Raw genomic sequence first — 25,749 nt, forward strand, 5'->3', positions numbered from 1 at the left:
CCTAATCAGGCGCTTCACTCACGGGATACTCGAACGCGCCTTTCCAATTTTTTTGCGGGACTAATGCTTATCGGGCACTACCGTCGCCGCCGTAGATCTTGCCATTGGAGCTTTTGCAGCCGTTGGTAGCAAGGTAGTCGTAGGCGTCCTTGGCCTGTACCAGACCCCAGCCGGTGTTGTAGTCATAGCCAGTTTCGGCCAGGTCGCTGGCGGAGGCACGCAGGGCCATGCGGATATCGTTGCCGCTACACTGCGGGAAGTGGCTCCAGACCAAGGCGGCAACACCGGAAACGTGCGGCGTCGCCATGGAGGTGCCGGACATGTAGTCGTAGTTTGCCAGCTGCTCGATGTTAATGCTGGTCTCCATGCCGATGTTGCTCATCAGCTCCTGACCATCAGCCTGGCTGATGCCAACGGCTACCAGTGCGCTGTCACCACCCAGGGTACCGGACAAGGTCCCCGGAACATTGTTGTAGACGATGGCGCCGACACCGCCGCCCGCTTCACAGTTCGCAACCTTTGCGCCAAAGGCGATTTCGCCGCGCTCGATCAGGCAGATCTTGCCGGCAACGTCTTCACAGGCGCTGGTGCCGACGCCGCAATCCGCCAGGGGTGCGTCGATGGAGCCGATCGTTGAACCCTGCATGGGAATTGCTTCATAGGCATTGCTTTCCTGGGAGACAACGCCAACACCGCTTTGGCCCATGCCCCGCGGTACGGTGGACAACGTGTTGACACCGGGGCCGGCGACTTCTACCTGCGAGGTGCGCTGCGAGAAGTTGGCGTGTTGCGCAGCGCTGTCGATCGCGGCTACGGACATCACGCTGTCGTATGAGGCCGGGTAGGAGTGGGTGGCATTGCCGTCGTTGCCGGCCGCGGCAATGATCAGCACACCTTCACGGGCCGCTGCATCCATTGCTTTTCTCTCGATCGGGTTTTCGAAGCTGCCGCCGAGGCTCATGGAAATGATGTCGGCATCCGCATCGACACAGTCGCTGACCGCACCGACCAGGCTGGAAGCGTAGGCGAAATTGCCAGCAGCGTTGAACACGCGGACGATATGCAGGTTCATGTTTTCGTCGGAGTTGACGCCGACGACGCCCTCGCCATTGCCGCCAACTGCGGCGATAGTTCCCGCTACGTGCGTGCCGTGGCTGTGATCGTCTTCATTCCAGGGGCCGGAAAGGCCCATTTCGCCGGTTACGTTGGCTGCTGGCAGGTCAGGATGGCCGTAGTCATAACCGGAGTCGATGATGCACACCTTGGTGCCACCGGCATAGTTCAGCTGGTCTGCCTGGGTCATGGCGATACCGTAGGGGGAAATTTCACCCACTGCGTTGCCTTGCAGCTTGCGCTTCGCATCCGGGTAGACCATGGAAATGCCGTCGACGGACTTGAGTTCTGCAAACTGCTCTTTGCTGACGGACAGGGCGATGCTGTCGAATTTGTCCAGCTCATGGTGAACCTTGATGCCCTTTTGCTCCAGGGCGGTTTTTACGGCCGCGCCTTGACCTGGCTTGTACTCAACAATGAGGCGCATGGAGTCGGAGGCCAGCGCCGGCAGGCTGATGGCGGCACTGATGGCTGCTGCGATAAGTGTGGTTTTCTTATTCATTACTAGACCTATTTATCCTTGGTTGGGCGCTCAGGCGTTGTCGTCGTCATTCTTGGTGCTTGGGCATTCCTTGGTCTGGATATTGCCGCTGATTACACCGCCGCTGGCGTAACCCTGGTAGGGGCCGCTGTCGAGGACGAACAGGTTGACCATACCGTGCATACCCCACGGAGAGTTGACGCCTTCACCCATGTCGGTCATACAGGCGATGCCCGTACCCTGGCCCGGCATCAGCGGATTGGAGGAGTCATAGTCAAAGTCCACCTGGTACATGCCCGGCTCACATGCCTGGATACACTGCATGTGGCGGTCAGCGTCGACATCCCCGGTGGGATCGCTAAGATCTTCACCGCAGAGGCCTGCGTGGGTGACGTTCGCCTTGAACTCAACCCCGCCTTGTTCTTCCCAGTCGATAGCGGTGCTATCGCGGAAGGTCATTTGCCCTTTAACCGGCTTTTCATCGCAGCGCTGCGCATTGATGGTGAAAACTGCTTTACCTTTGCCGCCCAGCGAGTGCATGGTGCCGCCGCCGGTGACAGTGCCGTCAATCCTTTCACAGCCGGCCAGCGCCAGAGCGCCGGACAACAGAATCGCGCTCTTCTTGAAGGGCGTTAACTTCATAGTCTTTCTCCAGAATTCCGTATTTATTGTTGATTGGTCACTGCGGTAACTCTGCAGCACCTGTGTATCGTGACGTAAAAAACTGATGGACCCACAGTCATAAATGCCCAAACTAAGCTTTGGAAAATCTGAATTAGGGTTGTGGTAGATTGTTTGGCTTTTAACTTGGTTCAGGCGGAAAAGGGCTCTGTGAGTCTCCTGCATTTCTCGAGGATAAGAGCTGGTGACGGACTGGGGAGATGGAGTTAATCTCTAATAGATTGGATGCTGTCGAGGTGTCCTGAGGTGGAGCAGTGCATGTTGATTCTCCGACCCTGATCCTTCAGGTTGACTCCAGTGCAAGAAGAGGTCATTGATGACCCCGCAATCTGCAAATTAGCGCTTTGGGTGCCGTTGCAATCATTGGTAAAATTGCGCACAAATTAGTCATGCCAGTATGGATCTTCTGGGTTTCCGTTTGTGTGTCTTTTCGACTTGTTTATTCTTGGTGGTCAGAATTCTGGTTAATTCAATAGCCCTGAATTATCTGGAATGCTGATTAGTAATTTGTGAACTAGCCTTTCTGCGGTAGGAAATGAGATTGGCAGAGAAGAAACCCGCAGCATTTTCACAGGGAAGTATTCGATAAGAGGTCATTGTTTCCTGTGTTGGTTAAGAGATTTTTTCTCCCCCTGATTTGCCTTCTGTTCTCATTGCAGGTGCAGGCAACTGAGCGGCTCACGATAGCCATGATTCCAGCGGAAGATTCTCGAGCGATGTTGGCGCAGTCAGCACCGTTGTTTGACGCGCTTGCGGAAAAGCTGGGTGTGCAGGTAAAAGGCTATGTGGCGGCTGATTACAACGGCGCTATTGAGGCGCTACGGGCGGGTCATGTAGACCTGGCATATCTCGGTCCATTTTCTTACGTCAAGGCGGCAGAGCTGGCTGAGGTGGAGGCCTTTGTTGTGGCGAAGAAGAGTGACTCGCCAGATACAGGCTATAAAAGCCAGATTATCGTGCAGGCGGATTCTGAGATTTTCGCAATCGAGGATCTAAAAGGGACGAATTTCGCCTTTGTTGCCCCTACCTCGACCTCCGGTTATATGTTTCCAATGGCGAAGCTCAAAGAATCGGGCCTCGAGCCGCGCCAGTTTTTTAAGAATGCCGTTTATTCGGGTTCGCATGACGCAAGTATCCTCGCCGTGAAGCATGGGCGTGTAGAAGCTGCGGCTGTTGCTGACAGAATACTCCAGTCAGCTTTGAGCAAAGGGCTGGTGGCGGAGAATGAGATACGGGTGATCTGGAGTTCAGACGCGATTCCCGAATCGCCGATGGTTTGGCGAAGGGATCTGCCAGAGAAAACCAGAGTGCGTATTAAGGAAGCATTTTTGAGTTTGCGCGGGGTACGCTTCGGTGATCAGGGCTTAGTGAACAGCTTTGAGCCAACGGAAGACTCGGCCTACGATGCTGTCCGCGAAGTATATCGGTCATCAAAAGGCTGAGTAGCTGACGGTCTATATCGATGTTGGAAGTTCGTAATTTGCACAAAGCTTACCGTGGAGGGGATGATGTCCTGCATGGTATTAACTTTGAAGTACAGCCGGGCGAGTTTGTCGTTGTTCTGGGGCAGTCTGGCGCGGGAAAATCAACTCTTCTTCGCTGTCTGAACTACCTCTGTTTACCCTCGGGTGGTGAAATACGGGTAAATGGAGTGCGTCATAATCCCGCTAGTAAATCCGGGCGGCAGGCCCAGCGGCGCCACTTCGCAATGGTTTTCCAGGATCACAATCTGCTTGGCCGCTTGAGCGTCTTGAAGAATGTGCTTGTGGGGCGAATGTCCCATATTCCTTTCTGGTCATGCTTGTTTCAGGTCTTTTCCCGTCGTGATGTAGCGCTAGCCCTTCAAGCAATTGAGACGGTCGGCCTCGCTGAAAAGGCCTATGAGCGGGCCGATAGCCTGAGTGGTGGTCAGCAGCAAAGAGTTGGGGTAGCCCGTGCGCTGGTGCAGCGTCCAGCCATGATGCTTGCTGACGAACCTGTGGCGAGTCTCGACCCACAATCCGCGCGACAAGTACTCAACTGTCTTCAGAATGCGTGTCGGCGGGAAAAAATTGCAGTGGTGTGTAATCTGCATCAGCTCGATTACGCGATGGAGTATGCCAGTAGGGTTATCGGCCTCGCGGGTGGAAAAGTTGTTTATGACGGTCCGCCAGAAAGCATGACACCACAGGTAGTCGAAGCCATTTATCCCGGCGTTGCTCAAAACAAGAGCGCAAGTATTCCGGAAACTGGTGCTGGTGGGGCTCTGTGCCGCAATATCCCCCTGGCTGGGGCGGTCTGAGCCAGCATGATGCGTTCCTATATTTTCGTGGCCAGTTGGCCGAAAAACCGCTTTGGTCTGTGGACCGCTTTAGCTTCCTTGCTGATTGCCGCGGTGTCATTGGTGTGGCTGGTCAATGGAACCGAAGTGAGCGTTGCAAGGCTTATAGACGGTCTGCCCTGGATCAAGGACTTTGTTTTACGGATGGCGCCGCCCAATATTGCTTATATTGGCGAGCGACTGGTGGAGCCTGCGATACAGAGTTTACAGATCGCTCTGATGGGCACCTTATTGGCGATTATCCTGGCCGTACCACTGAGTTTCCTGGCAGCCGAGAACCTGTCCCCAAATTCTCTGTTCTATCATTGCTCGCGGCAGGTATTGAATATCGCTCGCGGCATCAACGAGATCATTCTGGCGTTGATCTTCGTCGCAGCAGTGGGGCTTGGACCTTTTGCGGGGGTGCTGGCGCTCACCTTTCATGGCGCCGGTATGCTGGGTAAGTTCTTTGCCGAGGCCATCGAGGAAATCGATCAGGGTCCGATCGAGGCGATGCAGGCTGCCGGCTGCTCCAAGCCAAAGATCATCCTGTTTGCCGTTATCCCCCAGATCCTGCCTGCGTGGTTGGGAGTCATCCTTTATCGACTGGAAGCCAATATCCGGGTTTCCACAATCCTGGGTTTGGTTGGGGCAGGGGGCATTGGCTTCGAATTGATGACGACCATGAAGCTGTTCGAGTATGAAAATACCGCTGCCTGCGTGCTTGTCATTCTTGCGATGGTATTCGCTACCGACCTGATCTCGAGCAAGCTGCGCAAACTGGTGAGGTGAGCGCTGCTGTCGCCCGAAAGCTTTTACTGCAATTGTCAGGCGCTAAGTAATCCTTCTTACTCCCTTCCGTGGCTCCTTCTGGGGCTCACTCCCGCCGAGGCGACCTTGAACTCCTCCGCCAAGCGCTGGGCTTCCTGAGCTGGATGGGTGCTGTCTGTTATTTGATCAGCGGCGGGCGTTTTTGCTCCAGGTCGCGAACTGGCCATTTCAGCTCTGGGTCCGGGGCTCAACAAAAGGCCGACAGGCAGTGTACCATTCAGCCCAAATAGGCTTGGCTCAGGTAAGGAGAGCTTGTGAACGAATTCATTGTCGACGTCACGGCGGAAAACGCCCAGCAGGTACTGATCGACGAATCCATGAAGCGCCCGGTGCTGGTGGACTTCTGGGCCGACTGGTGTGAGCCGTGCAAGCAGCTGATGCCGGTGCTGGAGAAGCTGGCCAACGAATACCAGGGGCAGTTCCTGCTGGCCAAAGTCAATGCGGACACTGAGCAGATGTTGGCGGGGCAGCTGGGCGTGCGCAGCCTGCCCACGGTGATGGTGCTGAAAGAGGGCCAGCCGGTGGACGGCTTTGCCGGTGCTCAGCCGGAGAAGCAGATCCGTGAGATGCTGGACAAGTACCTGCCCAAGGCCTGGGAATTGCAATTCCAGCAGGCGCAGAAGCTGGTGGGCGAGGGCAAGCTGGACGAGGCCCTGCCGGTACTGCGCCAGGTTTACACCGACTCCGCTGAGCGGGCCGATGTGGCCAAGCAGTTGGCTGCGGTCCTGCTGGAACTGAACCGGGTGCCGGAAGCGGAGGAAGTCCTGGGCAAGATCCTGCTGGCAGACCAGGATGCGGATTACCAGCAACTGATGTCACAGCTGGAACTCAAGCAGCAGGCGGCGGAATCCCCGGAGATCAAGGCTCTCGAGCAGGCGCTGGCGAGCAATCCGGAAGACTGGGAATCCGGCTACAAGCTGGCCGTGCAATACAGCCAGAGCCATCGCCATGAAGAGGCGTTGGAACTGCTGCTGGATATCCTGCGCAGCGATATGAACTTTGCTGACGGCGCCGCCAAGCAGGCGTATCTGGATGTGGTCAAAAGCCTCGGTGCCGGAGATCCGCTGGCGGCGAAGTACCAGCGCAAGCTGATGACCCTGTTGTACTGAGGTGCTTTGCGCCGGCGAACGATCACAGGAGAGTCCCCGTGTACAAACTCTGCGTTTATATTCCGGAAAGCCACCTGGAAGAGGTCAAGCAGGCACTGTTTGGCACTGGTGCGGGCCGTATCGGTGATTACGACAGCTGTTGCTTTCAGGTGCCAGGCACCGGCCAGTTCCGTCCTCTCGAGGGCAGCCAGCCATTTATCGGGCAGACCGGTGAAGTAGAGCGGGTGTCCGAGTACCGCGTCGAGATGGTCTGTGCTGATCACTTGGTGGATGCCGCGCTGGCGGCGATGCGAGAGGCGCATCCCTATGAGGAGCCGGCTTTCGATCTCTGGAAGTTGGACGACCGCTGTAACTGATTGGTCTTTGTCGGTCAGGTGTTCCTCCGTTGCAACATGGAGGCATCCGGTCGACCTCCTGGGCAGACACAAATCAAATAACGCTAAAACAATATAAAAAGAAAAAGGGGGCGCTTTGCGAGCCTGTTCCATTCAGATTGGCCTTCTCCTGATGGCTCTGTTCACTGCCGGATGCCAGTACGCTCCGACTGCTACCGATGCCGCAGGTAAGCGGTCAAGTGATCCCCGACTGCTGAAGCTCTCTTACACGAGTGAGGTGGACAATAGTGGCCGGGAGTACTTCGTCTACCTGCCGCGGGGTTATGAAGACCGGCCAGAGCGTGAGTGGCCGGTGTTGCTGCATCTGCATGGCAATGGAGAGCGCGGTGATGGCCGCGACGAGCTCGATTTCACGCTGATTCATGGGCCCTTGTACGAGGCCTGGATCCAGAAGCGCGACCTGCCCTTTATCATCGTTGTCCCTCAATTACACATGTTCGGTATGGACAAAACGGTGAGTTACATCGCCAACCGCTCGCGGGACAGTATTCCCAAGCGCCTGGACAACGGTGTGCCGGAACGCAAATACATACAGCCCCGCGGCGAAATGGGGATCGGACAGCCGATCTCTGGCTGGGATGAGATTCCCCAAGGCCTTCCCTGGGGCTGGGATAAAGTCGAGACGGATTTACTGAACATGCTCGATCAGGTCGACGAGCTTTACCGGACTGACAATCGCCGGATCTACCTGACCGGGCTCAGCTACGGTGGCTTCGGCAGCTGGTATATGGCCAGTCGTCATCCGGAAAAGTTTGCCGCCGTGGCGCCGGTTGTGGGCTGGGGCCATCCGGACCTCATGGCGCCGATCGCTGAGAATAAAGTGCCGGTGTGGGTGTTTGCCGGCGGGCGGGACCGGACGGTGGAGAAGTCATACTTTTATGCCGGCGTGAACCGTCTCGAAGAGATGGGCGGTGAGGTGCGCTTCACCGTCCATGAGGACATGGCTCACGACGTCTGGCGCCGTGTTTACGAGGGCGAGGATTTCTACCAGTGGCTGTTGCAGCACAGCCTGGAAGAAGGCCAATCAGCCCCGTAGAAACTACAGCTTGCGGGAGATTACTCCGCGGTGGAGCGCGTATTGCCCACTACGGCGGTCACTGAAATAGTGTTTCAGCGTCTCCGTCATGATCGGAAAGGCGATCTCATCCCAGGGGATCTCATCTTCGCGGAATAGCTCCACCTCGAGAGACTCCGGCCCGGGGCCGAAGTTGGTGTCCGTGAGCTCGCCCCGATACATCAGGTAGACCTGATTGATATGGGGGATATCGTAAACCGTATAGAGGTCGTCCACGCGAATACTGGCCCGGGCTTCCTCCCAGGATTCCCGTAGCGCGCCTTCCTCACTGCTCTCCCCGTTTTCCATAAAGCCCGCAGGCAGGGTCCACAGGCCCAACCGGGGCTCAATGGCGCGCTTGCACAGCAACACCTGATCACCGAGATAGGGAAGTGACCCGACGATGACACGCGGGTTGATATAGTGAATGGCGCCGCACTCGCCGCACAAATGGCGGGGCCGGTCGTCGCCCTCGGGAATGGCAAAAGAAACGGACGCACTGCCGCAGTGACAACAAAATTTCATGGCGGCAGTATACCCCGGCCGCCCGCCGCCGTCAGTGCCGGCGGGCGCGAGAAAGTCGCGGGTGCCCTGTGTCGCCGACTAGTAGTCGATGGGATCCCGCTTGATAGGACAGGTCATACAGTGACCACCGCCGCGGCCGCGGCCCAGTTCCGCACCGACGATAGTCACAACCTCGACCCCCTCTTTGCGCAGGGCCGTGTTCGTAGTGGTGTTGCGGTCGTAGGCAAACACCACACCGGGTTTGGCGGCCACCAGGTTGTTGCCGCTGTCCCACTGCTGGCGTTCAGCGACATAGGCATCGCCTCCGGTTTCCACCACCCGCAGTTTCTTCAGGTTCAGGGCTTTGGCCACCACTTCGGTGAAGGGCTTGTTTTCCAGGGTGACATTGAGCCCGCCTTTGCTATCACCGGGGCGCATCACCACCGGGTGCACCTGATCCATGATTTCGGGATAGAGCGTGACCAGATCCCGGTCGGCGAAGGTGAATACTGTATCCAGGTGCATCGCCGAGCGCAGCTTCGGCATGGCCGCGACAATCACCTGTTGGGCGGCTTCCTTCTCGAACAGGGCGGTGGCCAGCTGGGAGATTCCCTGTCGTGAGGTACGCTCACTCATACCGATCAGGACGACGCCGTTGCCCACCGGCATCACATCGCCGCCCTCGACGGTAGCAAGTCCGAAGTTGGTATCCGGGTCGCCCCACCACACGCTGAACTTCTCTTCCGTAAAGCGCGGGTGAAACTTGTAGATGGCCGTGGTAAGGAAAGTCTCTTCTTTACGGGCAGGCCAGTAGAGTGGATTCAGGGAAACGCCGCCATAAATCCAGCAGGTGGTGTCCCGGGTATAGAGCGTATTGGGCAGTGGCGGAAGCAGGTATTCCGTGGCTCCGTGCGCTTCGCGGGCGAGTTCCACGAAGTGTGACTGGGAAAACTCTTCGGGCAGGTCCATGACCGAGACACCGCCGATCAGAAACTCCGCCAGTTTGCGCGGCTCCAGGCTCTCGAGATACGCGCGGGTGTCCTCCATCAGGCTCAGGCCAACATTGTTGGGGGTCACCTTCCGGTCCAGAAGCCACTTTTTGCCTTCGGGAATGGCAACGGTTTCTGCCAGCAGGTTGTGCATCTCCAGCACTTCGACATCGAAATCCCGCATCTTGGTAATGAAATCGAAGTGGTCCCGCTTGGCATTCTGTACCCAGAGGACATCATCAAACAGGAGGTCGTCACAATTGGTTGGCGTCAACCGCATATGGGCGAGGCTCGGGGCGCAGACCATCACGGTGTGTAGCTGGCCGACCTCCGAGTGCACTCCAAGTGTGGCTTCTGAATTTGTCTTGGCTTTGGCCATGGAAACAGACCTCCGTCAGAGTGTGATTGCACCGGTGGCAAGCCCGTAAATACCGACTAGCGCGCCGAGAATAACCAGGCCGAACAGCAAAAGCTCCGCTGTCTTGAAGGTGGAGAGCTTGAGTTCCCGTCTGGCGAGAATGAAAAGAATGGTGCCGGGGGCGAACAGAATGCAGGCCAACAGAACATACTCGAGACCGCCGGCGATGATCATAAAGATGGCGTAGATCGTCGCAATCAGGGCAAAGGTCAGTTCACGATTGCGCAGGCGTCGGGGATCGGACTCGTAGGTTTCATTGCTGTAAGCCAATTTGAATCCGTAGCTCGCGACCAGGAGATAGGGGATCAGTGTCATGGAGCTGGTCATCTCCAGAGTCAGGTCGAAGGCGTACTGGGCAAAGATGGTCAGGATCAGGAAGGTCTGTACCAGGCCATTGGTTAACCAGAGTGCTACCGATGGGACACCATTCTTGTTCTCGTGACCAAACACCTTGGGTACCAGGTCATATTTGGACGCGGTGAAAAGTGCTTCAGCGCAGAGCAGGGTCCACGCCAGGTAGGCACCCAGTACCGAAATAATCAGTCCCGCGCTGACAAACACCGCCCCCCAGGTGCCGACAACCGCTTGCAACACGCCGGCCATCGACGGCTGGCGCAGGTCGGCGATCTCGGGGCGCAGCATCACTCCGTAGGGCAATAGGGTCACCAGGATCATCAGGCACAGAACACCGAGGAAACCCATCACGGTAGCCCAGCCCACATCGGCGCGATTTTTGGCGTAACGGGAAAAGACGCTCGCGCCCTCCACACCGATAAACACAAAAACCGTAACCAGCATGGTCTTGCGGACCTGGCTCATCACGTCACTGAAGCTGTATTCACTGCCGCCCCAGAAGTTGGTCGCGAACAGGTCTTTCTGGAACGCAAACGCGACGATGACGATGAAAATAATAATGGGGATGATCTTCGCCACAGTGACGATCTTGTTGATGGACGCTGCCTGCTTTACACCCCGCAAGATCATGAAGTGGATCGACCATAGAATGACGGACGATACGGCGACGGCCGGAATCGTGTTGCCTTCACCAAATGCGGGAATTGCTGCTCCGAGTGTCGATTTGATGAGGACGAAATAGGTCGTGTTGCCGAGACAGCTGCCAGCCCAAAAACCAAAGGCCGCCATAAAGCCGATGTAATTGCCAAACCCCTCTTTGGCGTATGTGAAGATGCCTGCCTCGAGATGCGGCTTTCGCACCGCCAGGAACTGAAAGACAAAGGCCAGCATCAGCATGCCAGTGCCAGCAATGGCCCAGGCAATCAGGGCACCGAAGGGACCGGTGGCGTTGCCGAAGGTGGCTGGCAGGGAAAAGATACCCGCGCCCACCATGGAGCCGACCACCATGCCCATCATGGTGGTGCGCGTCAGGTTGTGCTCAGTTGCTGCAGACATATTGGTCCACTTTTGCGGGGTTTCTGAGGTCAGTCTAGACGCCTAAATAAACATCCGGAAAAGGAGTAGCGGTGACTCGTCGGCCGTTGAAATTAATCCTTATTGGGAGAAATACCGTTAGTTAGATGACAAGCACTCTAAATTTCAATTCGCTATAAAAATTGCTGTCTTTCCTCGACCATTGTCGGAACTGAAGGCTGCCGTTCACGGCAGGCTGAAGGCGCAGCCTGCCCCGCCATAGCGTCTGGAGGCGCGTCCTATAGTTAGGTGGTGAGTGCGTGTTTAGTTGTAGACATGGTGCGGTCGCCTATGGCGCGTTTTATCTTACCCCTGCTGGTGCTCGCGCTCGTAGCGGGTTGCTCGAGAAAGGAGGAAACTCAGGAGGCACCCCTGCCAGCGGTAGAGGTGCTGAGCGTCCGTGAGCACCAGGTAATCCCGCGCTTCGAATACGTTGGCCGGGTGGAAGCGACGGATGAGTTTGAAGTGCGCCCCAGGGTTGAGGGTTACATCGAGAGCCGCAACTTTGAGGAAGGACAGATCGTAGAGCAGGGCGAGTTGCTCTATGTGATTGACCCCAAGCCATTCAGGGCCGCGCTGTCCAACCAGCGCGCGAGGTTGGAGCAGGCGATGACCGCGCTTGAGGTGTCAGAGCGGAACTATCGCCGAGGTATGCAGCTTATCGATACCGGAGCGATCAGCCAGGTGTCGATGGATGAACTCAAGGGGACATTCGAAAAGGCCCAATCAGAGGTGGAGGCAGTGCGGGCGGATGTAGAGAACGCCCAGCTGAACCTGTCTTTTACCAGAATTACCGCGCCCTGGACCGGCATGATCGGTCGCACCAAGTTCCCCGAGGGGTCCCTGGTCGGGCCCCAGAGTGAACCACTGACGACGGTGGTGAGGCTGGACCCGGTATTTGTGCGGTTTGAGGTGCCTGAGTACCGGTTATTTGCCGTGCAAATGGAGGCGGAGCAGCGCCGTGAGCAGGGCCGGGCAGAAGTTCGGCGGGATATTCATATCAAGCAACCTGATGGGGAGATGTATCCCTACGCGGGCATGATCGTGTTTGTCGACAACCAGATCGACCCGACAACGGGCTCGCTCACAGTCAGGGCGCGTTTCCCGAACCCGGACAGGTTGCTGGTGCAGGGGCAGTTCGCACGGGTGGTTATCCGGGTATTCCGGGGGAAGGATGCCGTGAAACCCCTGATCCCGCAGGCGGCGGTCATGGAGGACATGCAGGGGCGTTTTGTCTTCGTCATTGAAGAGGGGGATATCCCAGAGAAGCGTTACCTCGAGTTGGGGCAGAGAGAGGGGGAGCTGTGGGCGGTTGAAAAGGGCATTGCGGTCGGCGAACAGGTGGTCGTCAGCGGCTTGCAGAGAGTGATCTTGGGCAAGCCGGTAGAGGCTCAGGAGGCAAGCTATGACCCTTATGAGCGCCTGAAAGTCATTGAACCGCCACCGAAGCAACAGATCCCTGCCGAAATGGAGCGACGCAGGCGACAGGGGATCGGTAATCTACCGGAAGACGAGGTCATGGATGACTACTATGACACCAAATGACCTAAGCCGGACACAGATCTGCGGGCTCGCTCATGATTAGCGCGTTCTGCATTCGCCGGCCCCGCTTTGCGTTTGTTATCTCCATCCTGATCACCCTGGCGGGGCTCCTGTCACTACCACTGCTGCCAGTGGCGCAATTTCCGGATATCGCCCCACCAACGATCTCGGTGCAGACCACCTACTCCGGTGCCAGTGCAGATGTAATGCGCGACAGTGTTGCTGTCCCCATCGAGTCTGCGGTCAATGGCGTGGAGGGCATGAAGTACATGTCCTCGACCAGCACGAATGACGGCACCTATAACCTGCAAGTGGTTTTTGAAAGCGGTTTCGATGAGGACATCGCGCAGGTCAACGTGCAGAACCGGGTGCAGGAGGCGACACCGCAGCTTCCAACCGAAGTCATGCGCAATGGGGTCATTGTTCGCAAGAAGTCCACGGACATTCTGTTAATCATCAACCTGCTGGCCGACGACGATGCGATGGCCACGATGGATGGCCTGTTCCTCGCAAACTACGGTGAGATCTTTATCAAGGATGAGCTGGCACGAATTGATGGCGTCAGCGAGGTGAACATTCTCGGAGCGCAGGATTATGCCATGCGGATCTGGCTCAACCCGGACCGGATGGCTTCCCTGGATGTAACGGCCGGCGATGTGATCGCTGCCATCCAGATGCAAAATGTGCAGGTGGCGGCGGGAAAAATAGGTGCGGCGCCCATCAGGGAGGATCAGCAATTCGAGTACAGCCTGCTGGTGCAGGGCAGGCTTGAGAATGTCGAGGAATTCGAAAACATCAGCATCCGCGCACGGCCGGATGGTGGCATTGTGCGGATGGGAGATGTCGCCAGGATTGAACTGGGCAGCAGGCTGTACAGCGCGTTCGGCCTGCTTGACGGAAAGCCGTCTGCGGTGATGGCAATCTATCAGCTCCCCGACGCCAACGCCGTGGAAGTGGCCGAAAATATCCGCATTCGTGTGGAAGAGCTGTCAGAGCGCTTTCCTGAGGGGCTCAAAGCGGAGATCCTGTATGACACCACCGACTTTGTGCGTGCCTCGATAGCCGAAGTAGTCGAGACATTGCTGATTGCGGTTGCGTTGGTCGTTGCGGTGGTGTTCCTTTTTCTTCAGGACTGGCGAGCCTCGTTGATTCCCGCTATTGCTATCCCAGTGTCCCTCATCGGCACATTTGCCCTGATGCTGGCGCTGGGCATGACCATCAATACCGTCACGCTTTTTGCCCTGATTTTGGCGATCGGTATCGTGGTCGATGATGCGGTGATTGTGGTGGAGAATACCCAGCGCTTGATCACCGAAGGGTTATCAACCGTTGATGCTGCACTGCAATCCATGCGCGAGGTGACCGGTCCTGTTATAGCAACCACCGCCGTTTTGCTGGCGGTCTTTGTCCCGGTCATGCTGATGCCGGGGCTCACCGGTAAGATGTATCAGCAATTTGCGATCACCATTTCGATTGCGGTACTGATCTCCAGTATCAATGCGTTGACATTGAGCCCGGCACTCTGCTCATTGCTCTTGCGGAGAGCGAAGGATGAGGATTCTGGAGAGCTGAAGACAGGAGGTATTTTTGGGTTTTTCAACCGCTTCCTGCATGTGGCCACCAGTTTCTATATGTCAATCGTGCGTTTCTTCGTGAAGGTGCCTTTGTTGGGGTTAGCCACCATTGTTGGTATTGGTCTTTTTTGTGCGTGGCTCTTCTCCACAGTTCCGACAGGGTTCGTGCCTGACGAGGACAAGGGCTTCTTCATGATGAATATCCAGTTGCCAGAAGGGGCATCGCTCGAGCGAACGACGACGGTTGTCGAAACCATCACAAGCCAGGTACTGGAGCAGGATGGGGTTGGCCATGTCATGGCTGTGCCTGGATTTAACCTGCTTTCCAACAGTATTGCGTCCAATTCAGCCCTGGCAATTGTGATCCTGGAGCCATGGGATGAACGCACCGATCCAGAGCTATTCCAGATGCCTGTAATGGCGCGGGTTCAGCAACTGGCTGGCGGTATACCCGAGGCGAGAATTCAGGCTTTCCCTGTACCTGCTCTGCCGGGTCTTGGTGCGATCGGTGGCTTTACCTTTGTTGTCGAGGATTTGCAGGGTGGCAGTGTCGTCCAGCTGGCGGATGTAACGCACAACCTGATTTACGAGGCCAATCAGAGGCCCGAGATTGCTGCTGCATTTACCACCTTCCAGTCTTCCACACCGCAGCTCCGTATGACCATGGACAAGGACCGAATTCATGTGATGGATCTGCAGCTGACGGATGTGTACACCACGCTGCAGGCCTTCCTTGGAGGAATCTATGTCAATGACTTTAATCGCTACGGGAAAGTGTTCAGGGTGATCGTGCAGGCGGACGCACAGTTTCGCGACAGCGAGGAGGTTCTGAGCGGATTCTTTGTTCGCAATAGCAGTGGTGGTTTGGTACCGGTCAGTTCAGTGAGCCGAATTGAGCCGGTGGTCGCGCCACTGACTATTGACCGTTACAACCTTTACAATAGCATCACCATCAATGGCAATGCTGCTCCCGGATTTTCCAGCGGTGACGCCATGAATGCGATGGAGGAGGTCGGTGGGCGCTTACCACAGGGCTATGGCTTTGAGTGGACCGGGTCGAGCCTGGAAGAGATCGAGGCGGGAAACATGGCCCCGATCCTGTTTGGTCTTGCGGTGATCTTTGCCTACCTGTTTCTGGTGGCCCAGTATGAAAGCTGGGCCATTCCTGTGGCGGTCCTTCTTGCGATTCCGATAGCCCTGGCCGGCGGGTTACTGGCAACCCTCATCATGGGACGGGACAGCAATCTGTATGCGCAAATTGGCCTGGTGTTGTTGATTGCAATGGCTGCAAAAACGGCGATCCTGATGGTGGAGTTTGCCGTTTTGCAGCGTGACCAGGGCAAGTCGATCGAAGAGGCTGCCCTCGAGGCCACCCGCTTGCGTTTTCGCGCGGTAGTGATGACCGCACTCTCGTTTGTGCTCGGTATTTTCCCATTAGTTATCGCCACCGGCGCCGGCGCTGTGAGCCGTGTTTCACTTGGTTTGATGGTCTTTGGCGGTATGTTGGCGGCAACCCTGTTCTCGACTTTCCTTGTGCCCATCTTTTACTCGCTTATTCAGCGGCTCAGGGAATTCGTCAAAGGCAGGAAAGGAAACTCGTCTGCTGCCGAACTGTCATAACGCAGAGTTTGGATTTGCGCTGGTAGATTACTTGGGTGTGGTTCTCGGGTTCCACTAGCGTATAGTGGTAGTTAAAGCTTTCTTGAGAGCGCCGGTTGACTGGCTTGCTGATTAGGTTCGATGCTCGAAGTCATTGAGAAAAAGATTCAACAATTAAGGCCAAAGTTGGAGTCCAGAGTACCCTCCGGCAATGAACTCCATGGTCATGCAGCGGTATTGCTGGCGTTGACTAACCAGCCTGACCCGGAGGTCATTTTGACGCTGCGCGCCGAACACCTGAGTTCGCATTCCGGTGAGGTTTCACTGCCCGGCGGACGCTGGGAAGAGGGTGATCCCTCGCTGGAATTTACCGCCCTGCGTGAGACGGAAGAGGAGATTGGGGTGCCCCCCGAGGCTGTCAGGATTCTCGGCCCGTTGTGGAAACGGAGTACCCGCTGGGAGGTGGAAGTCACTCCGTGGGTGGGTATCGTTTCGCCGGATGTGCCGATGACGCCAAACCCGGGTGAGCTGGATGCCATCTTTCGTGTGCCGTTGTCGTTCTTCCTGGCCGATCCCCGCATCCGCACCGACCGTATCACCATCGATCAGCGGGCTATCTATCTACCTGCGTATCAGTTCGACGAGTACGAAATCTGGGGGTTTACCGCCGGTATCCTGACCGAGTTCCTGACCCGGATTCTCGGGGCGCGAATCGAGCACAGTGACGATGTGCCCCTGCGGGCACTGAGCTAACGGGATTCCGGAATCGCCCTGAAAGCGCCGATTCAGTGTTAGACGGGCTTCACTGAATAGTTCGCCTCCCTTGACGCCTTCAATGCCGGTCAGTGCGGGGACTATAATGCCCCGCACTTTTCCGTGAGCGATACCATGCCGAGACCGAAGTCCGATGTCCCCCTGAGCGAGGTGCACTGGGGAGCACTCAAAACCCTTTTCCCTTACCTATTGGAATTTCGCCGTGCGGTCTTCCTGGCGCTGTTGTGCCTGGTGGGCGCCAAACTCGCGAGTGTCGGATTGCCGTTTTTACTCAAGCATATCGTCGATGATCTTGATGCGGCGGGTGGCGCTGCCGCTGCGGTTGCGCTGCCGCTGGGCTTGCTGCTCGCATACGGAGCAGTGCGTTTCTCCAGCGTCCTGTTTGGCGAGCTGCGGGATACTATTTTTGGCCGCGTGACGGAGCGGGCGCAGCGGCGGATTGGACTCGAGGTATTTGAACACCTCCACAAACTGGATCTGGATTTCCACCTAAATCGCCGGACCGGCGGGCTCTCCAGGGATATCGAGCGCGGCAATGCCGGCATCGGTTTTCTGATGCGCTTTATGGTGTTCAATATCGTACCCACGCTGCTGGAGATCGGCATGGTAGCGGGCCTGTTGTGGTGGAATTACAGCGGCGTCTTTGCTCTGCTGGTTCTCGGTGCCGTGGTGATCTATATCGGCTTTTCTGTGGTCGCGACGGAATGGCGTACCCGCTTTGTGCGCGAGCTGAACCAGGCCGAGAGCCAGAGCAGCAGCCGGGCGGTAGACAGCCTCCTGAACTACGAGACGGTCAAGTACTTCGGCAACGAGCATTACGAGGCGGGTCATTACGATCGGGAACTGGCGTTCTGGGAGCAGGCGCGGCGGAAAAACCGATTGTCGCTGTTCGGCCTCAATGCCGGGCAGGCGCTGATTATCGCCAGCGCCATGAGTGGAGCCATGATCCTGGCCGCGATGGGTGTGATCGCTGGTGATATGACCATCGGCGACTTCGTTCTTATCAATGCCTTTATGATGCAGATCTTTATTCCGCTGAACTTTCTCGGTTTCGTCTACCGGGAGATGAAAGGCTCATTGGCCAACATCGAAAAGATGTTCGCACTGCTGCGGGTGGAGCCAGCGATCGGTGACCGGGGCGATGCGCCGGATCTGGAGGTAGGCGAGGGGCGGATTGTTTTCGAGGATGTGCATTTTGCCTACCGTACAGATCGTGAAATCTTGAAGGGCATCAGCTTCGCGGTCGAGCCACAGCAGAAAGTCGCCATTGTCGGTGCCAGCGGGGCCGGCAAGTCGACCCTGTTCAAGCTGCTGTTCCGTTTCTACGACCCCACGGCTGGGCGTATTACGATCGATGGTCAGGATATCTCTTCGGTGAGCCAGTCCTCCCTGCGGGCCGCGATTGGTGTGGTGCCTCAGGACGCAGTGCTGTTCAACCAGTCCATTCTCGAAAACGTGCGTTACGGTCGAGTCGATGCCAGCGATGAGGAGGTGATGGAGGCGATCCGACACGCTCAACTGGCGGACTTCGTGCGGGAGCTGCCAGAAGGCGTGAACACCCTGGTGGGTGAGCGGGGGCTGAAGCTGTCCGGTGGCGAAAAGCAGCGGGTGGCAATTGCGCGGGCGCTGCTCAAACACCCGCCCATCATGGTTTTCGACGAAGCCACCTCTTCCCTGGACAGCCGCTCAGAGCGGGGCATTCTCGGGGCCCTGCGTGAGGTAGCCGCTGAACAGACTACCCTGGTGATCGCCCACCGACTCTCAACGGTTGTGGATGCGGATGTGATTCTGGTGCTCGACCGGGGGACAGTGGTGGAGCGGGGCTCTCATGGGGAGCTATTGGCTGAGAACGGCCACTATGCCGCACTGTGGCGGCTGCAGCAGGAGGAGAGACAGAATCCCGCCTACAGCAACGCCGCGGGTGACTGAGGGGCAGCCCTCCGCCCTCGCCCCCGACCTGCCACTGTCTTGATTAAAATCTGGTGCCGCCTTAATGTGGCGCCGGACCAATGAACATAACAGGCAGGATTTCTATGAAAACCGCTAAGATCACCGCTGCGCTGCTGGCGCTGGCATTGGTGAGCGCCTGCTCACCCCGCGATGAGCAGCAGTCCCGTACAGCAGAAGAGGCTCCGGCTGCCAAGGCCGAGATGCAGGAAGAGGCCTCTACCGAACAGACCGAGAGCAGTTCCCGTTTTGATATCTATGTGCCGGTAGAGTTGAATGCGGATCTCTCCGACCTTTCCGACGACCAGCGACAGCTGATTGCCAAGCTGATCGATGCCAGTGAAATCATGGATCGCCTGTTCTGGCTGCAGTCTTACGGCCCGGCGGATCAACTGCTGCCGAAGATCGAGGATCCGGCCAAGCGCAAATTTGCCGACATCAACTATGGCCCCTGGGATCGTCTCAACAACAACGAGGCCTTTGTCGAGGGGTATGGACCCAAGCCTCTGGGTGCCCAGTTCTACCCGGAAGACATGACCAAGGCCGAGTTCGAGGCCTGGGAGCAGCCGGGCAAAGACGGCCTTTACTCCCTGGTGCGCCGCGATGATCAGGGCAACCTGAAGCTGGTGTCTTATAGCGAGGCTTACAAAGCAGAGCTCGAAAAGGCTGCAACCATCCTGCGCGAGGCGGCCGAGCTTGCCGAGGACGAGCAGTTTGCCAACTACCTGACCATGCGTGCCGAAGCACTGGTGACCGATAACTTCCGTCCCAGCGACATGGCATGGATGGACATGAAGGACAATGAGATTGACGTAGTGATCGGCCCCATCGAGAACTATGAAGATCAGCTGTTCGCCTACCGTACCGCCTATGAATCCTACGTACTGCTGAAGGACATGGAGTGGAGCGAGAAGCTGGCCAAGTTCGCAGCGTTCCTGCCCGAGCTGCAGAAAGGTCTGCCAGTGGACGAAAAGTACAAGTCCGAGGTGCCGGGCACCGACTCTGACCTGAATGCCTACGATGTGCTCTACTATGCCGGTCACAGCAATGCGGGCTCCAAAACCATCGCCATCAACCTCCCCAATGATGAGGAAGTACAGCTGGCCAAGGGTACCCGTCGCCTGCAGTTGAAAAACGCCATGCGCGCCAAGTTCGACAAGATCCTGGTGCCGATCAGCGAGGTTCTGATCGCCGAGGATCAGCGTAAGCACATTACTTTCCCGGCGTTCTTCTCCAACACCATGTTCCATGAAGTGGCACACGGCCTGGGTATCAAGAAAACCGTGACCGATGGCGCGAATGTCCGTCAGGCCCTGAAGGAAACTTCCTCTGCGCTGGAAGAGGGCAAGGCAGATATCCTTGGCTTGTACATGGTGACCCGCCTGCACGAGAAAGGGGAGCTGGAAGAGGGTGAGTTGATGGATAACTACGTCACCTTCCTGGCCAGTATCTTCCGTAGCGTGCGTTTCGGTGCCGCCAGTGCCCACGGCAAGGCCAATATGATGCGCTTCAACTACTTCAAGGAGCAGGGCGCCTTCAGCCGCGATCCGGAGACCGGTCACTACAGTGTCGACTTCGACAAGATGCAAGAGGCCATGACAAGCCTTTCCAACCTGATCCTGACCATCCAGGGTGATGGTGACTATGAAAAGTCCAAGCAATTGCTGGAAGGCAAGGGCGTGGTTGGTGCAGAACTGCAGGCGGATCTCGATCGTCTGGCAGCCGCCGACATCCCGGTGGATGTAACCTTCATTCAGGGCAAAGAGGTATTGGGGCTGTAATCATTCGCTCCGACTTCCGACCTGAATAAAAAAACCCGGCCTCGGCCGGGTTTTTTTATTTTTGGCGGAACTCCGCAATCACTCTGCCAAAACACAGACCCAAGCCCTCACTCTCAATGGATCTCTCCGATCCGTGGCCCATGCGGACAAAAAAGCCCCGGCATTAGCCGGGGCATACTCAGGTGACGCACATCGTTTTTCTAGAGGGGGGCCAGACAAGCCATGTAAACATCCAGTTGGTTCACCTCCAGCAGCAGGCTGTCGAGGCTGAGGCGGACCCGATTAAAGTCCTGCTCTGCGGCGATCACAATCACTCGCTGATCCGTCGCCCCGTCGACCTTGAACGCCACCAGTGAGCTGCCGGTGGAGCTGTCACCAGTCGGCGTGTCGTCAAGCCAGGTGCTGATGGTGATGGTTTCCAGTAGCAGCAGATCGAGCAGGGTAGCGGGCTTCTCCACCAGGAAGCCGACCATATGGCGTCCCGAAAGCACTGATGTTTTGGTCACATCGATAAAGGCAGAGCCTCCAGCGCCGGCAGTCACCTCGAGGCGAGCCGCATCCGTAATCACGCTATTGGTGACCCGGCCCGGGCTGGTCACGGAGCAGCCGCTACAGGGTTCAATGACGCCCTTGTCGAGGAAAGACTCGCTGGTGGTAATCGGCTGGAAATCACCGATGGACTCACAGCTCGCTGCCTGATCATTGTCACAGGCATCACCGACACCGTCATTATCGAAGTCATCCTGATCCGGGTTGGGCGTCTGCGGGCAGTTGTCGACGTCGTTGTCGATGCCGTCGCCGTCCGAATCGGGATCGCAAGCATCACCGATACCGTCACCGTCTCCATCGAGCTGAGTCGGGTTCGGAATTGACGGGCAGTTGTCATCGCCGTCATCGACACCGTCGCCGTCTGAGTCCAGGTCGCAGGCGTCGCCGAGACCGTCACCATCAATGTCTCCCTGACCGGGGTTGGGGACCAGTGGACAGTTGTCGGTGTCGTCATCGGTACCGTCGCCATCCAGATCGTCGTCGCAGGCGTCGCCGATGCCGTCACCATCGCTGTCGGTCTGATCTTCATTGGCAGTCATCGGACAGTTGTCGCTGCCGTTGTCGGTTCCATCACCATCGGCATCGCTGTCACAGACATCGCCGGTACCGTCGCCATCAACGTCGGACTGATCCGCATTGGGCACAGCTGGACAGTTGTCCTCTCCATCGTCCAGGCCATCGTTGTCGCTATCGCTGTCCGTGTCACAGGCATCGCCGATACCGTCAGTGTCCTGATCGGCCTGATCCGGGTTAGCAACGCTCGGACAGTTGTCGCTGTCGTTATCCCAGTCATCTCCATCACGGTCCGAATCACAGACATCGCCGGTGCCGTCAACGTCGATATCCGACTGATCCGCATTGGCTGTCGCTGGGCAGTTGTCCGCATCGTCCTCAACGCCGTCGTTGTCGTCGTCAGAGTCACAGGCATCACCGATGCTATCGCCGTCCAGATCTTCCTGCCCGGGATTAGCGACTGACGGGCAGTTGTCCACGTCATCGTCGAGGCCGTCGCCGTCCTCATCCGCGTCGCAGGCATCGCCGAATTCGTCGCCATCCAGGTTGGCCTGATCACCGTTTGCGATGGTTGGACAGTTATCAGTGCCGTCATCGACACCGTCGTTGTCATCGTCCTCGTCACAGGCATTACCGAGACCGTCGTTGTCGGTGTCCGCCTGGGAGGGGTTGGCCGTTGTGGGGCAGTTGTCGGCGTCGTTATTGTCACCGTCGCCATCGAGGTCGTTGTCACAGACATCACCGATGCCGTCACTGTCCAGATCCGCCTGGTCACTATTGGCGTCGTTGGGGCAGTTGTCGGCCTCGTCCGGGATACTGTCGTCGTCGCTGTCGGTATTGTCGTCGCAGGCATCGCCGAAGCCGTCGCCATCGGTATCGGCCTGGTCGGCATTGGCGGTCAGCGGGCAGTTATCGGTGCCGTTATCGGTACCGTCTCCGTCGCGGTCGGTGTCACAGGCATCGCCGATGCCATCGCCATCCTGATCGGCCTGATCCGCGTTGGCATCGACAGGACAGTTGTCGACGGTATCGCCAACGTCGTCGCCGTCATCATCATCGTCGCAGGCGTTGCCAAGGCCGTCGCCGTCAGTGTCCAGCTGATCTGAATTGTCGGTGGTGGGACAGTTGTCTGTGTCGTTGCCGGCTCCGTCACCGTCGGTGTCAGTGTCGCAGGCATCGCCGATACCGTCATTGTCCAGATCGGCCTGGTCGGGGTTGGCGATCAGGGGGCAGTTGTCGTTCTCGTTGCCCACGCCATCGTCGTCAGAGTCGGTAAGCGGATCACAGGCGTCGCCGATACCGTCGTTGTCGGCATCTTCCTGTCCCGGGTTCGGGACATTCGGGCAGTTGTCGTGCGGGTTGTTGTCGACGCCGTCGCCATCGCGATCGCTATCACAGGCATCGCCGGTGCCGTCACCATCCAGATCTTCCTGGCCGGCATTCGCGTCGGTGGGGCAATTGTCGGTATTGTCGTCGACCCCGTCGCCGTCGTCATCACTGTCGCAGGCGTCGCCGGTACCGTCGCTGTCAGTATCTAACTGGTCGGGGTTTTCTACAGCGGGGCAGTTGTCATCGCCATCGTCGAGGCCGTCATTGTCGGTGTCGCTGTCGGCATCGCAGGCATCACCTATGCCATCGTTGTCCTGATCTAGCTGATCCGGGTTGGCGACGTCCGGGCAGTTATCGTTGCTGTCGGTATGGTCGTCACCGTCGCGATCGTTATCACAGGCATCGCCAATACCATCGCCATCCAGGTCGCTCTGCTCATTGTTCGGTACTGCCGGGCAGTTGTCGGCATCATTGTCGACGTCATCCCCATCCAGGTCCTCGTCGCAGGCGTCGCCGATACCATCGCCGTCCGCATCCGTCTGGTCTTCATTCGGTACGACCGGGCAGTTGTCACTTTCGTCGTCGGTGCCGTCGTTGTCATCATCGGCATCGCAGGCATCGCCGTTCCCGTCGCCATCTAGGTCTTCCTGATCAGGATTGGGAGCGGCGGCGCAATTGTCTGACTCATCGGGGACATTGTCACCGTCTGTGTCAGTATCACAGGCATCCCCGGTTCCATCTCCATCCAGGTCCTCCTGATCTGGGTTTGCGGTGCTGGGGCAGTTGTCACTGCTGTCCGTGATGTTGTCACCATCTGTGTCGGTGACAGTCAGGGATTGTGTGTCGGTGGTCGAGGTCCGCTTGCCTGATTTTACGTCAGCACTGCAGGCGGCCAGGTGAGTGAGCAGAATCACTAAAACGGCGAGCAACAAACGCTTCATGGAAATCTCCGGAGAACAAAAGTCCTTTTTGTTATCTTCCTGAGGTTGGAGATGCATCGGAGATAGGGGGCAACTATGGCCTGTGCGCCGACACTGGGTTCTCTCCTGAATCCCAAAGCCGGTAGCCACCTGTTGACGGTTCCTACAACGTTACTTCCCTGTAACCTCGGGGCATTGCCGGGCGGCGTAACTACCCCTTACTTCTTATCTATTGATATTGCGGAACTTGTTAAAGCTTTTATCCGTGAAGCGTTTCTAATCCAAATTTTGAACCAAGTCTAAGATTTGGCGCCATTCTGATCGAATTTGTCGCCACCTTCCTAATTCTGTAGGTAAAGCTTGCTCTTTTCCTCAAGAACTACCTCTTAACTCTGTCAGTTCCGAATATGACTAGTGGGCGCACTCAGGCGCCGTTAGACTGGCGACAGCCAAGAGGGGGGAGTATGAGACTGGATCCTGAAACCTGTGCCCGGGCCCGGCTGGCCCGGGACAGGCGATTTGACGGACGCTTTTTTGTCGCGGTGCGCACCACCGGGATATTCTGCCGGCCGGTCTGTCCTGCCCGCCTGCCGCTGGAGCGCAATGTCACCTATTACCCGACGGCCGCTGAGGCCGCACAGGCCGGCTTTCGCCCCTGTCTCCGTTGTCGGCCCGATGCCGCGCCCGGCAGCCCTGCATGGGGGCTCGTTTCCACCACGGTGCGGAGGGCGCTCCAGCTGATGCGGAGCGAGCGGGAGGCGGCGTCGATGGAGACCCTGGCTGAACGCCTTGGGGTGAGCAGCCGTTATCTCCGCCGTTTGTTTTCAGAGCATCTTGGCGCGAGCCCCCAGGCGATCTGGCAGGCGGAGAGGGCGTTGTTTGCTTTTGGACTGTTGCGGGATACCAGTCTGCCGGTTGCCGACATTGCATTTGCGGCGGGATTCGGCAGCCTGCGCCGGTTTAATGCTGTATTCAAACAGATCTACCAGCGCACGCCGACGGAGGTGCGCAAAGGCAGTGTCAGCGTGTCATCCGGCACCAGTGATGGCACCCTGCGGCTGTTTTTGCACTATCGCCCACCGCTTCAGTGGGAACGCCTGCTCGCTTTCCTGGGCCAGCGGGCCCTGCCCGGGGTGGAGCAGGTGATCGATGGTGTCTACCAGCGAAGCTTCTCCCTCGATGGCAGTCGGGGTGTGCTGCGGGTCGGGCATGAGTTTTCTGCGCACCGCTTGGTGGTCGAAGTGCAGGGCCAGGTGGGGACTTCCCTGTACCAGATCAGCCAGCGCTTGCGCCGACTGTTCGATCTGGACGCGGATACGGACGAGATCGAGAAGGTGCTGGGTTGCGACCCCCTGCTGGCGGAGCAGATTCGCCGCAGCCCCGGCATTCGCCTGCCGGGTGCATGGGATCCGTTTGAGTATGCCCTGCGGGCGATCCTGGGCCAGCAGATTTCGGTGGCAGCGGCCACGACCATTGCCGGTCGGCTGGTGGATCGCTATGGAGGCTCGTTTCGTGATGACGTCGGCAATGTGCACAAACTGTTTCCAACAGCTACCCAGCTTGCCGGGGCGGATTTCAGCGGGCTCGGCCTGACCCGCAAGCGGGCCGAAACCCTGCGCAGCTTTGTCGAGGCGACGCTGGCCGGGCGTGTGAATTTCGACCTGCCGGACCTGGAGGACTGGTGTGAGCAGGTGACGGTTCTCCCCGGTATTGGTGACTGGACGGCCCAGTACATCGCCATGCGCGGACTATCCATGCCCGACGCCTTCCCCGCCTCGGACCTGGGAATACTGAAAGCGCTTGGTGGAGGACCGGACAAGGCTCGCCCAAAGGAAGCGCTGGCGCGCGCCGAGGCCTGGCGGCCCTGGCGTGCCTATGGGGCGCTGCTGCTGTGGCAGTCCCTGCAAGCGGAGAATTGA

18 protein-coding genes are annotated in these 25,749 nt (G+C 57.6%); 12 read left to right on the forward strand and 6 right to left on the reverse strand.

Features of this window, described 5'->3' with window-relative positions; genetic code table 11:
• Positions 1-67: 67 nt before the first annotated feature.
• Together AUP74_RS09930 and AUP74_RS09935 are read right to left on the reverse strand one after the other, a co-directional pair.
• The gene (locus tag AUP74_RS09930; RefSeq protein ID WP_069947440.1) at positions 68-1,615 is read right to left on the reverse strand and encodes a S8 family serine peptidase; all 1,548 of its coding nucleotides are present in this window, start codon (positions 1,613-1,615) and stop codon (positions 68-70) included.
• A 30-nt stretch (positions 1,616-1,645) separates the two neighbouring features.
• Positions 1,646-2,236, reverse strand: a complete 591-nt coding sequence (locus AUP74_RS09935) for a hypothetical protein (RefSeq protein WP_069947441.1) — start codon at positions 2,234-2,236, stop codon at positions 1,646-1,648.
• A 644-nt stretch (positions 2,237-2,880) separates the two neighbouring features.
• On the opposite strand from AUP74_RS09935, the gene AUP74_RS09940 reads away from it, so the two are divergent.
• From AUP74_RS09940 to AUP74_RS09965, 6 genes are all read left to right on the forward strand, one after another.
• Complete coding sequence (locus AUP74_RS09940) at positions 2,881-3,717, forward strand: phosphate/phosphite/phosphonate ABC transporter substrate-binding protein (RefSeq protein ID WP_226999755.1); 837 nt, start codon at positions 2,881-2,883, stop codon at positions 3,715-3,717.
• Positions 3,718-3,737: 20 nt separating this feature from the next.
• On the forward strand, positions 3,738-4,556 hold the full coding sequence (phnC, locus tag AUP74_RS17060) for a phosphonate ABC transporter ATP-binding protein (RefSeq protein WP_083260917.1): 819 nt from the start codon (positions 3,738-3,740) through the stop codon (positions 4,554-4,556).
• Positions 4,557-4,562: 6 nt separating this feature from the next.
• Entirely contained in the window at positions 4,563-5,366 is an 804-nt protein-coding gene (gene phnE / locus AUP74_RS09950; RefSeq protein ID WP_069947443.1) for a phosphonate ABC transporter, permease protein PhnE, read from the forward strand.
• Between the two features lie 293 nt (positions 5,367-5,659).
• Positions 5,660-6,514 carry a thioredoxin gene (gene trxA / locus AUP74_RS09955; RefSeq protein ID WP_069947444.1) on the forward strand — a complete coding sequence of 285 codons (855 nt, stop codon included), beginning with the start codon at positions 5,660-5,662 and terminating at the stop codon, positions 6,512-6,514.
• A gap of 38 nt (positions 6,515-6,552) precedes the next feature.
• Positions 6,553-6,870 carry a YqfO family protein gene (locus AUP74_RS09960; RefSeq protein ID WP_069947445.1) on the forward strand — a complete coding sequence of 106 codons (318 nt, stop codon included), beginning with the start codon at positions 6,553-6,555 and terminating at the stop codon, positions 6,868-6,870.
• Between the two features lie 115 nt (positions 6,871-6,985).
• Complete coding sequence (locus AUP74_RS09965) at positions 6,986-7,945, forward strand: carboxylesterase family protein (protein ID WP_226999756.1); 960 nt, start codon at positions 6,986-6,988, stop codon at positions 7,943-7,945.
• Positions 7,946-7,948: 3 nt separating this feature from the next.
• On the opposite strand, the gene AUP74_RS09970 is transcribed toward AUP74_RS09965, so the two are convergent.
• The 3 genes from AUP74_RS09970 to AUP74_RS09980 all read right to left on the reverse strand — a co-directional run bounded on the left by AUP74_RS09970 (position 7,949) and on the right by AUP74_RS09980 (position 11,284).
• Positions 7,949-8,488: an NUDIX hydrolase gene (locus tag AUP74_RS09970; RefSeq protein WP_069947446.1), complete on the reverse strand. Its 540-nt coding sequence runs from the start codon at positions 8,486-8,488 to the stop codon at positions 7,949-7,951.
• A gap of 78 nt (positions 8,489-8,566) precedes the next feature.
• Entirely contained in the window at positions 8,567-9,835 is a 1,269-nt protein-coding gene (arcA, locus tag AUP74_RS09975; RefSeq protein WP_069947447.1) for an arginine deiminase, read from the reverse strand.
• A 15-nt stretch (positions 9,836-9,850) separates the two neighbouring features.
• The gene (locus tag AUP74_RS09980) at positions 9,851-11,284 is read right to left on the reverse strand and encodes a basic amino acid/polyamine antiporter (RefSeq protein WP_069947448.1); all 1,434 of its coding nucleotides are present in this window, start codon (positions 11,282-11,284) and stop codon (positions 9,851-9,853) included.
• Positions 11,285-11,593: 309 nt separating this feature from the next.
• On the opposite strand from AUP74_RS09980, the gene AUP74_RS09985 reads away from it, so the two are divergent.
• From AUP74_RS09985 to AUP74_RS10005, 5 genes are all read left to right on the forward strand, one after another.
• Entirely contained in the window at positions 11,594-12,847 is a 1,254-nt protein-coding gene (locus AUP74_RS09985; protein WP_069947449.1) for an efflux RND transporter periplasmic adaptor subunit, read from the forward strand.
• A 32-nt stretch (positions 12,848-12,879) separates the two neighbouring features.
• Positions 12,880-16,038 (forward strand): efflux RND transporter permease subunit, encoded by a 3,159-nt coding sequence (locus tag AUP74_RS09990; protein ID WP_069947450.1) that lies wholly within the window; start codon positions 12,880-12,882, stop codon positions 16,036-16,038.
• Between the two features lie 120 nt (positions 16,039-16,158).
• A complete protein-coding gene (locus AUP74_RS09995; RefSeq protein WP_069947451.1) occupies positions 16,159-16,770 on the forward strand; it encodes an NUDIX hydrolase in 612 nt (203 codons plus the stop codon).
• 135 nt (positions 16,771-16,905) lie between these two features.
• Positions 16,906-18,720, forward strand: coding sequence for an ABCB family ABC transporter ATP-binding protein/permease (locus AUP74_RS10000; protein ID WP_069947452.1), 1,815 nt, complete (start codon positions 16,906-16,908; stop codon positions 18,718-18,720).
• Between the two features lie 104 nt (positions 18,721-18,824).
• Positions 18,825-20,519 carry a dipeptidyl-peptidase 3 family protein gene (locus AUP74_RS10005; protein WP_069947453.1) on the forward strand — a complete coding sequence of 565 codons (1,695 nt, stop codon included), beginning with the start codon at positions 18,825-18,827 and terminating at the stop codon, positions 20,517-20,519.
• Positions 20,520-20,719: 200 nt separating this feature from the next.
• Here AUP74_RS10005 and AUP74_RS10010 read toward each other — a convergent pair whose 3' ends face one another.
• Positions 20,720-23,851, reverse strand: coding sequence for a thrombospondin type 3 repeat-containing protein (locus AUP74_RS10010; protein ID WP_069947454.1), 3,132 nt, complete (start codon positions 23,849-23,851; stop codon positions 20,720-20,722).
• A 443-nt stretch (positions 23,852-24,294) separates the two neighbouring features.
• Between AUP74_RS10010 and AUP74_RS10015 the strand changes: the two genes are divergently transcribed.
• Positions 24,295-25,749 carry a DNA-3-methyladenine glycosylase 2 family protein gene (locus AUP74_RS10015; protein WP_069947455.1) on the forward strand — a complete coding sequence of 485 codons (1,455 nt, stop codon included), beginning with the start codon at positions 24,295-24,297 and terminating at the stop codon, positions 25,747-25,749.

The organism is Microbulbifer aggregans (genome assembly GCF_001750105.1).
In the GTDB taxonomy this organism is placed as follows: domain Bacteria; phylum Pseudomonadota; class Gammaproteobacteria; order Pseudomonadales; family Cellvibrionaceae; genus Microbulbifer; species Microbulbifer aggregans.

Bases quoted from the DNA above. Each gene is read 5' to 3' on its own strand.
- AUP74_RS09930 (WP_069947440.1), bottom strand. From the start codon at position 1,615: ATGAATAAGAAAACCACACTTATCGCAGCAGCCATCAGTGCCGCCATC.
- AUP74_RS09970 (WP_069947446.1), bottom strand. From the start codon at position 8,488: ATGAAATTTTGTTGTCACTGCGGCAGTGCGTCCGTTTCTTTTGCCATT.
- AUP74_RS09985 (WP_069947449.1), top strand. From the start codon at position 11,594: ATGGCGCGTTTTATCTTACCCCTGCTGGTGCTCGCGCTCGTAGCGGGT.
- phnE (WP_069947443.1), top strand. From the start codon at position 4,563: ATGATGCGTTCCTATATTTTCGTGGCCAGTTGGCCGAAAAACCGCTTT.
- AUP74_RS09935 (WP_069947441.1), bottom strand. From the start codon at position 2,236: ATGAAGTTAACGCCCTTCAAGAAGAGCGCGATTCTGTTGTCCGGCGCT.
- AUP74_RS09995 (WP_069947451.1), top strand. From the start codon at position 16,159: ATGCTCGAAGTCATTGAGAAAAAGATTCAACAATTAAGGCCAAAGTTG.
- AUP74_RS09980 (WP_069947448.1), bottom strand. From the start codon at position 11,284: ATGTCTGCAGCAACTGAGCACAACCTGACGCGCACCACCATGATGGGC.
- AUP74_RS10000 (WP_069947452.1), top strand. From the start codon at position 16,906: ATGCCGAGACCGAAGTCCGATGTCCCCCTGAGCGAGGTGCACTGGGGA.
- AUP74_RS09990 (WP_069947450.1), top strand. From the start codon at position 12,880: ATGATTAGCGCGTTCTGCATTCGCCGGCCCCGCTTTGCGTTTGTTATC.
- AUP74_RS10015 (WP_069947455.1), top strand. From the start codon at position 24,295: ATGAGACTGGATCCTGAAACCTGTGCCCGGGCCCGGCTGGCCCGGGAC.
- phnC (WP_083260917.1), top strand. From the start codon at position 3,738: ATGTTGGAAGTTCGTAATTTGCACAAAGCTTACCGTGGAGGGGATGAT.
- arcA (WP_069947447.1), bottom strand. From the start codon at position 9,835: ATGGCCAAAGCCAAGACAAATTCAGAAGCCACACTTGGAGTGCACTCG.
- AUP74_RS10010 (WP_069947454.1), bottom strand. From the start codon at position 23,851: ATGAAGCGTTTGTTGCTCGCCGTTTTAGTGATTCTGCTCACTCACCTG.
- AUP74_RS10005 (WP_069947453.1), top strand. From the start codon at position 18,825: ATGAAAACCGCTAAGATCACCGCTGCGCTGCTGGCGCTGGCATTGGTG.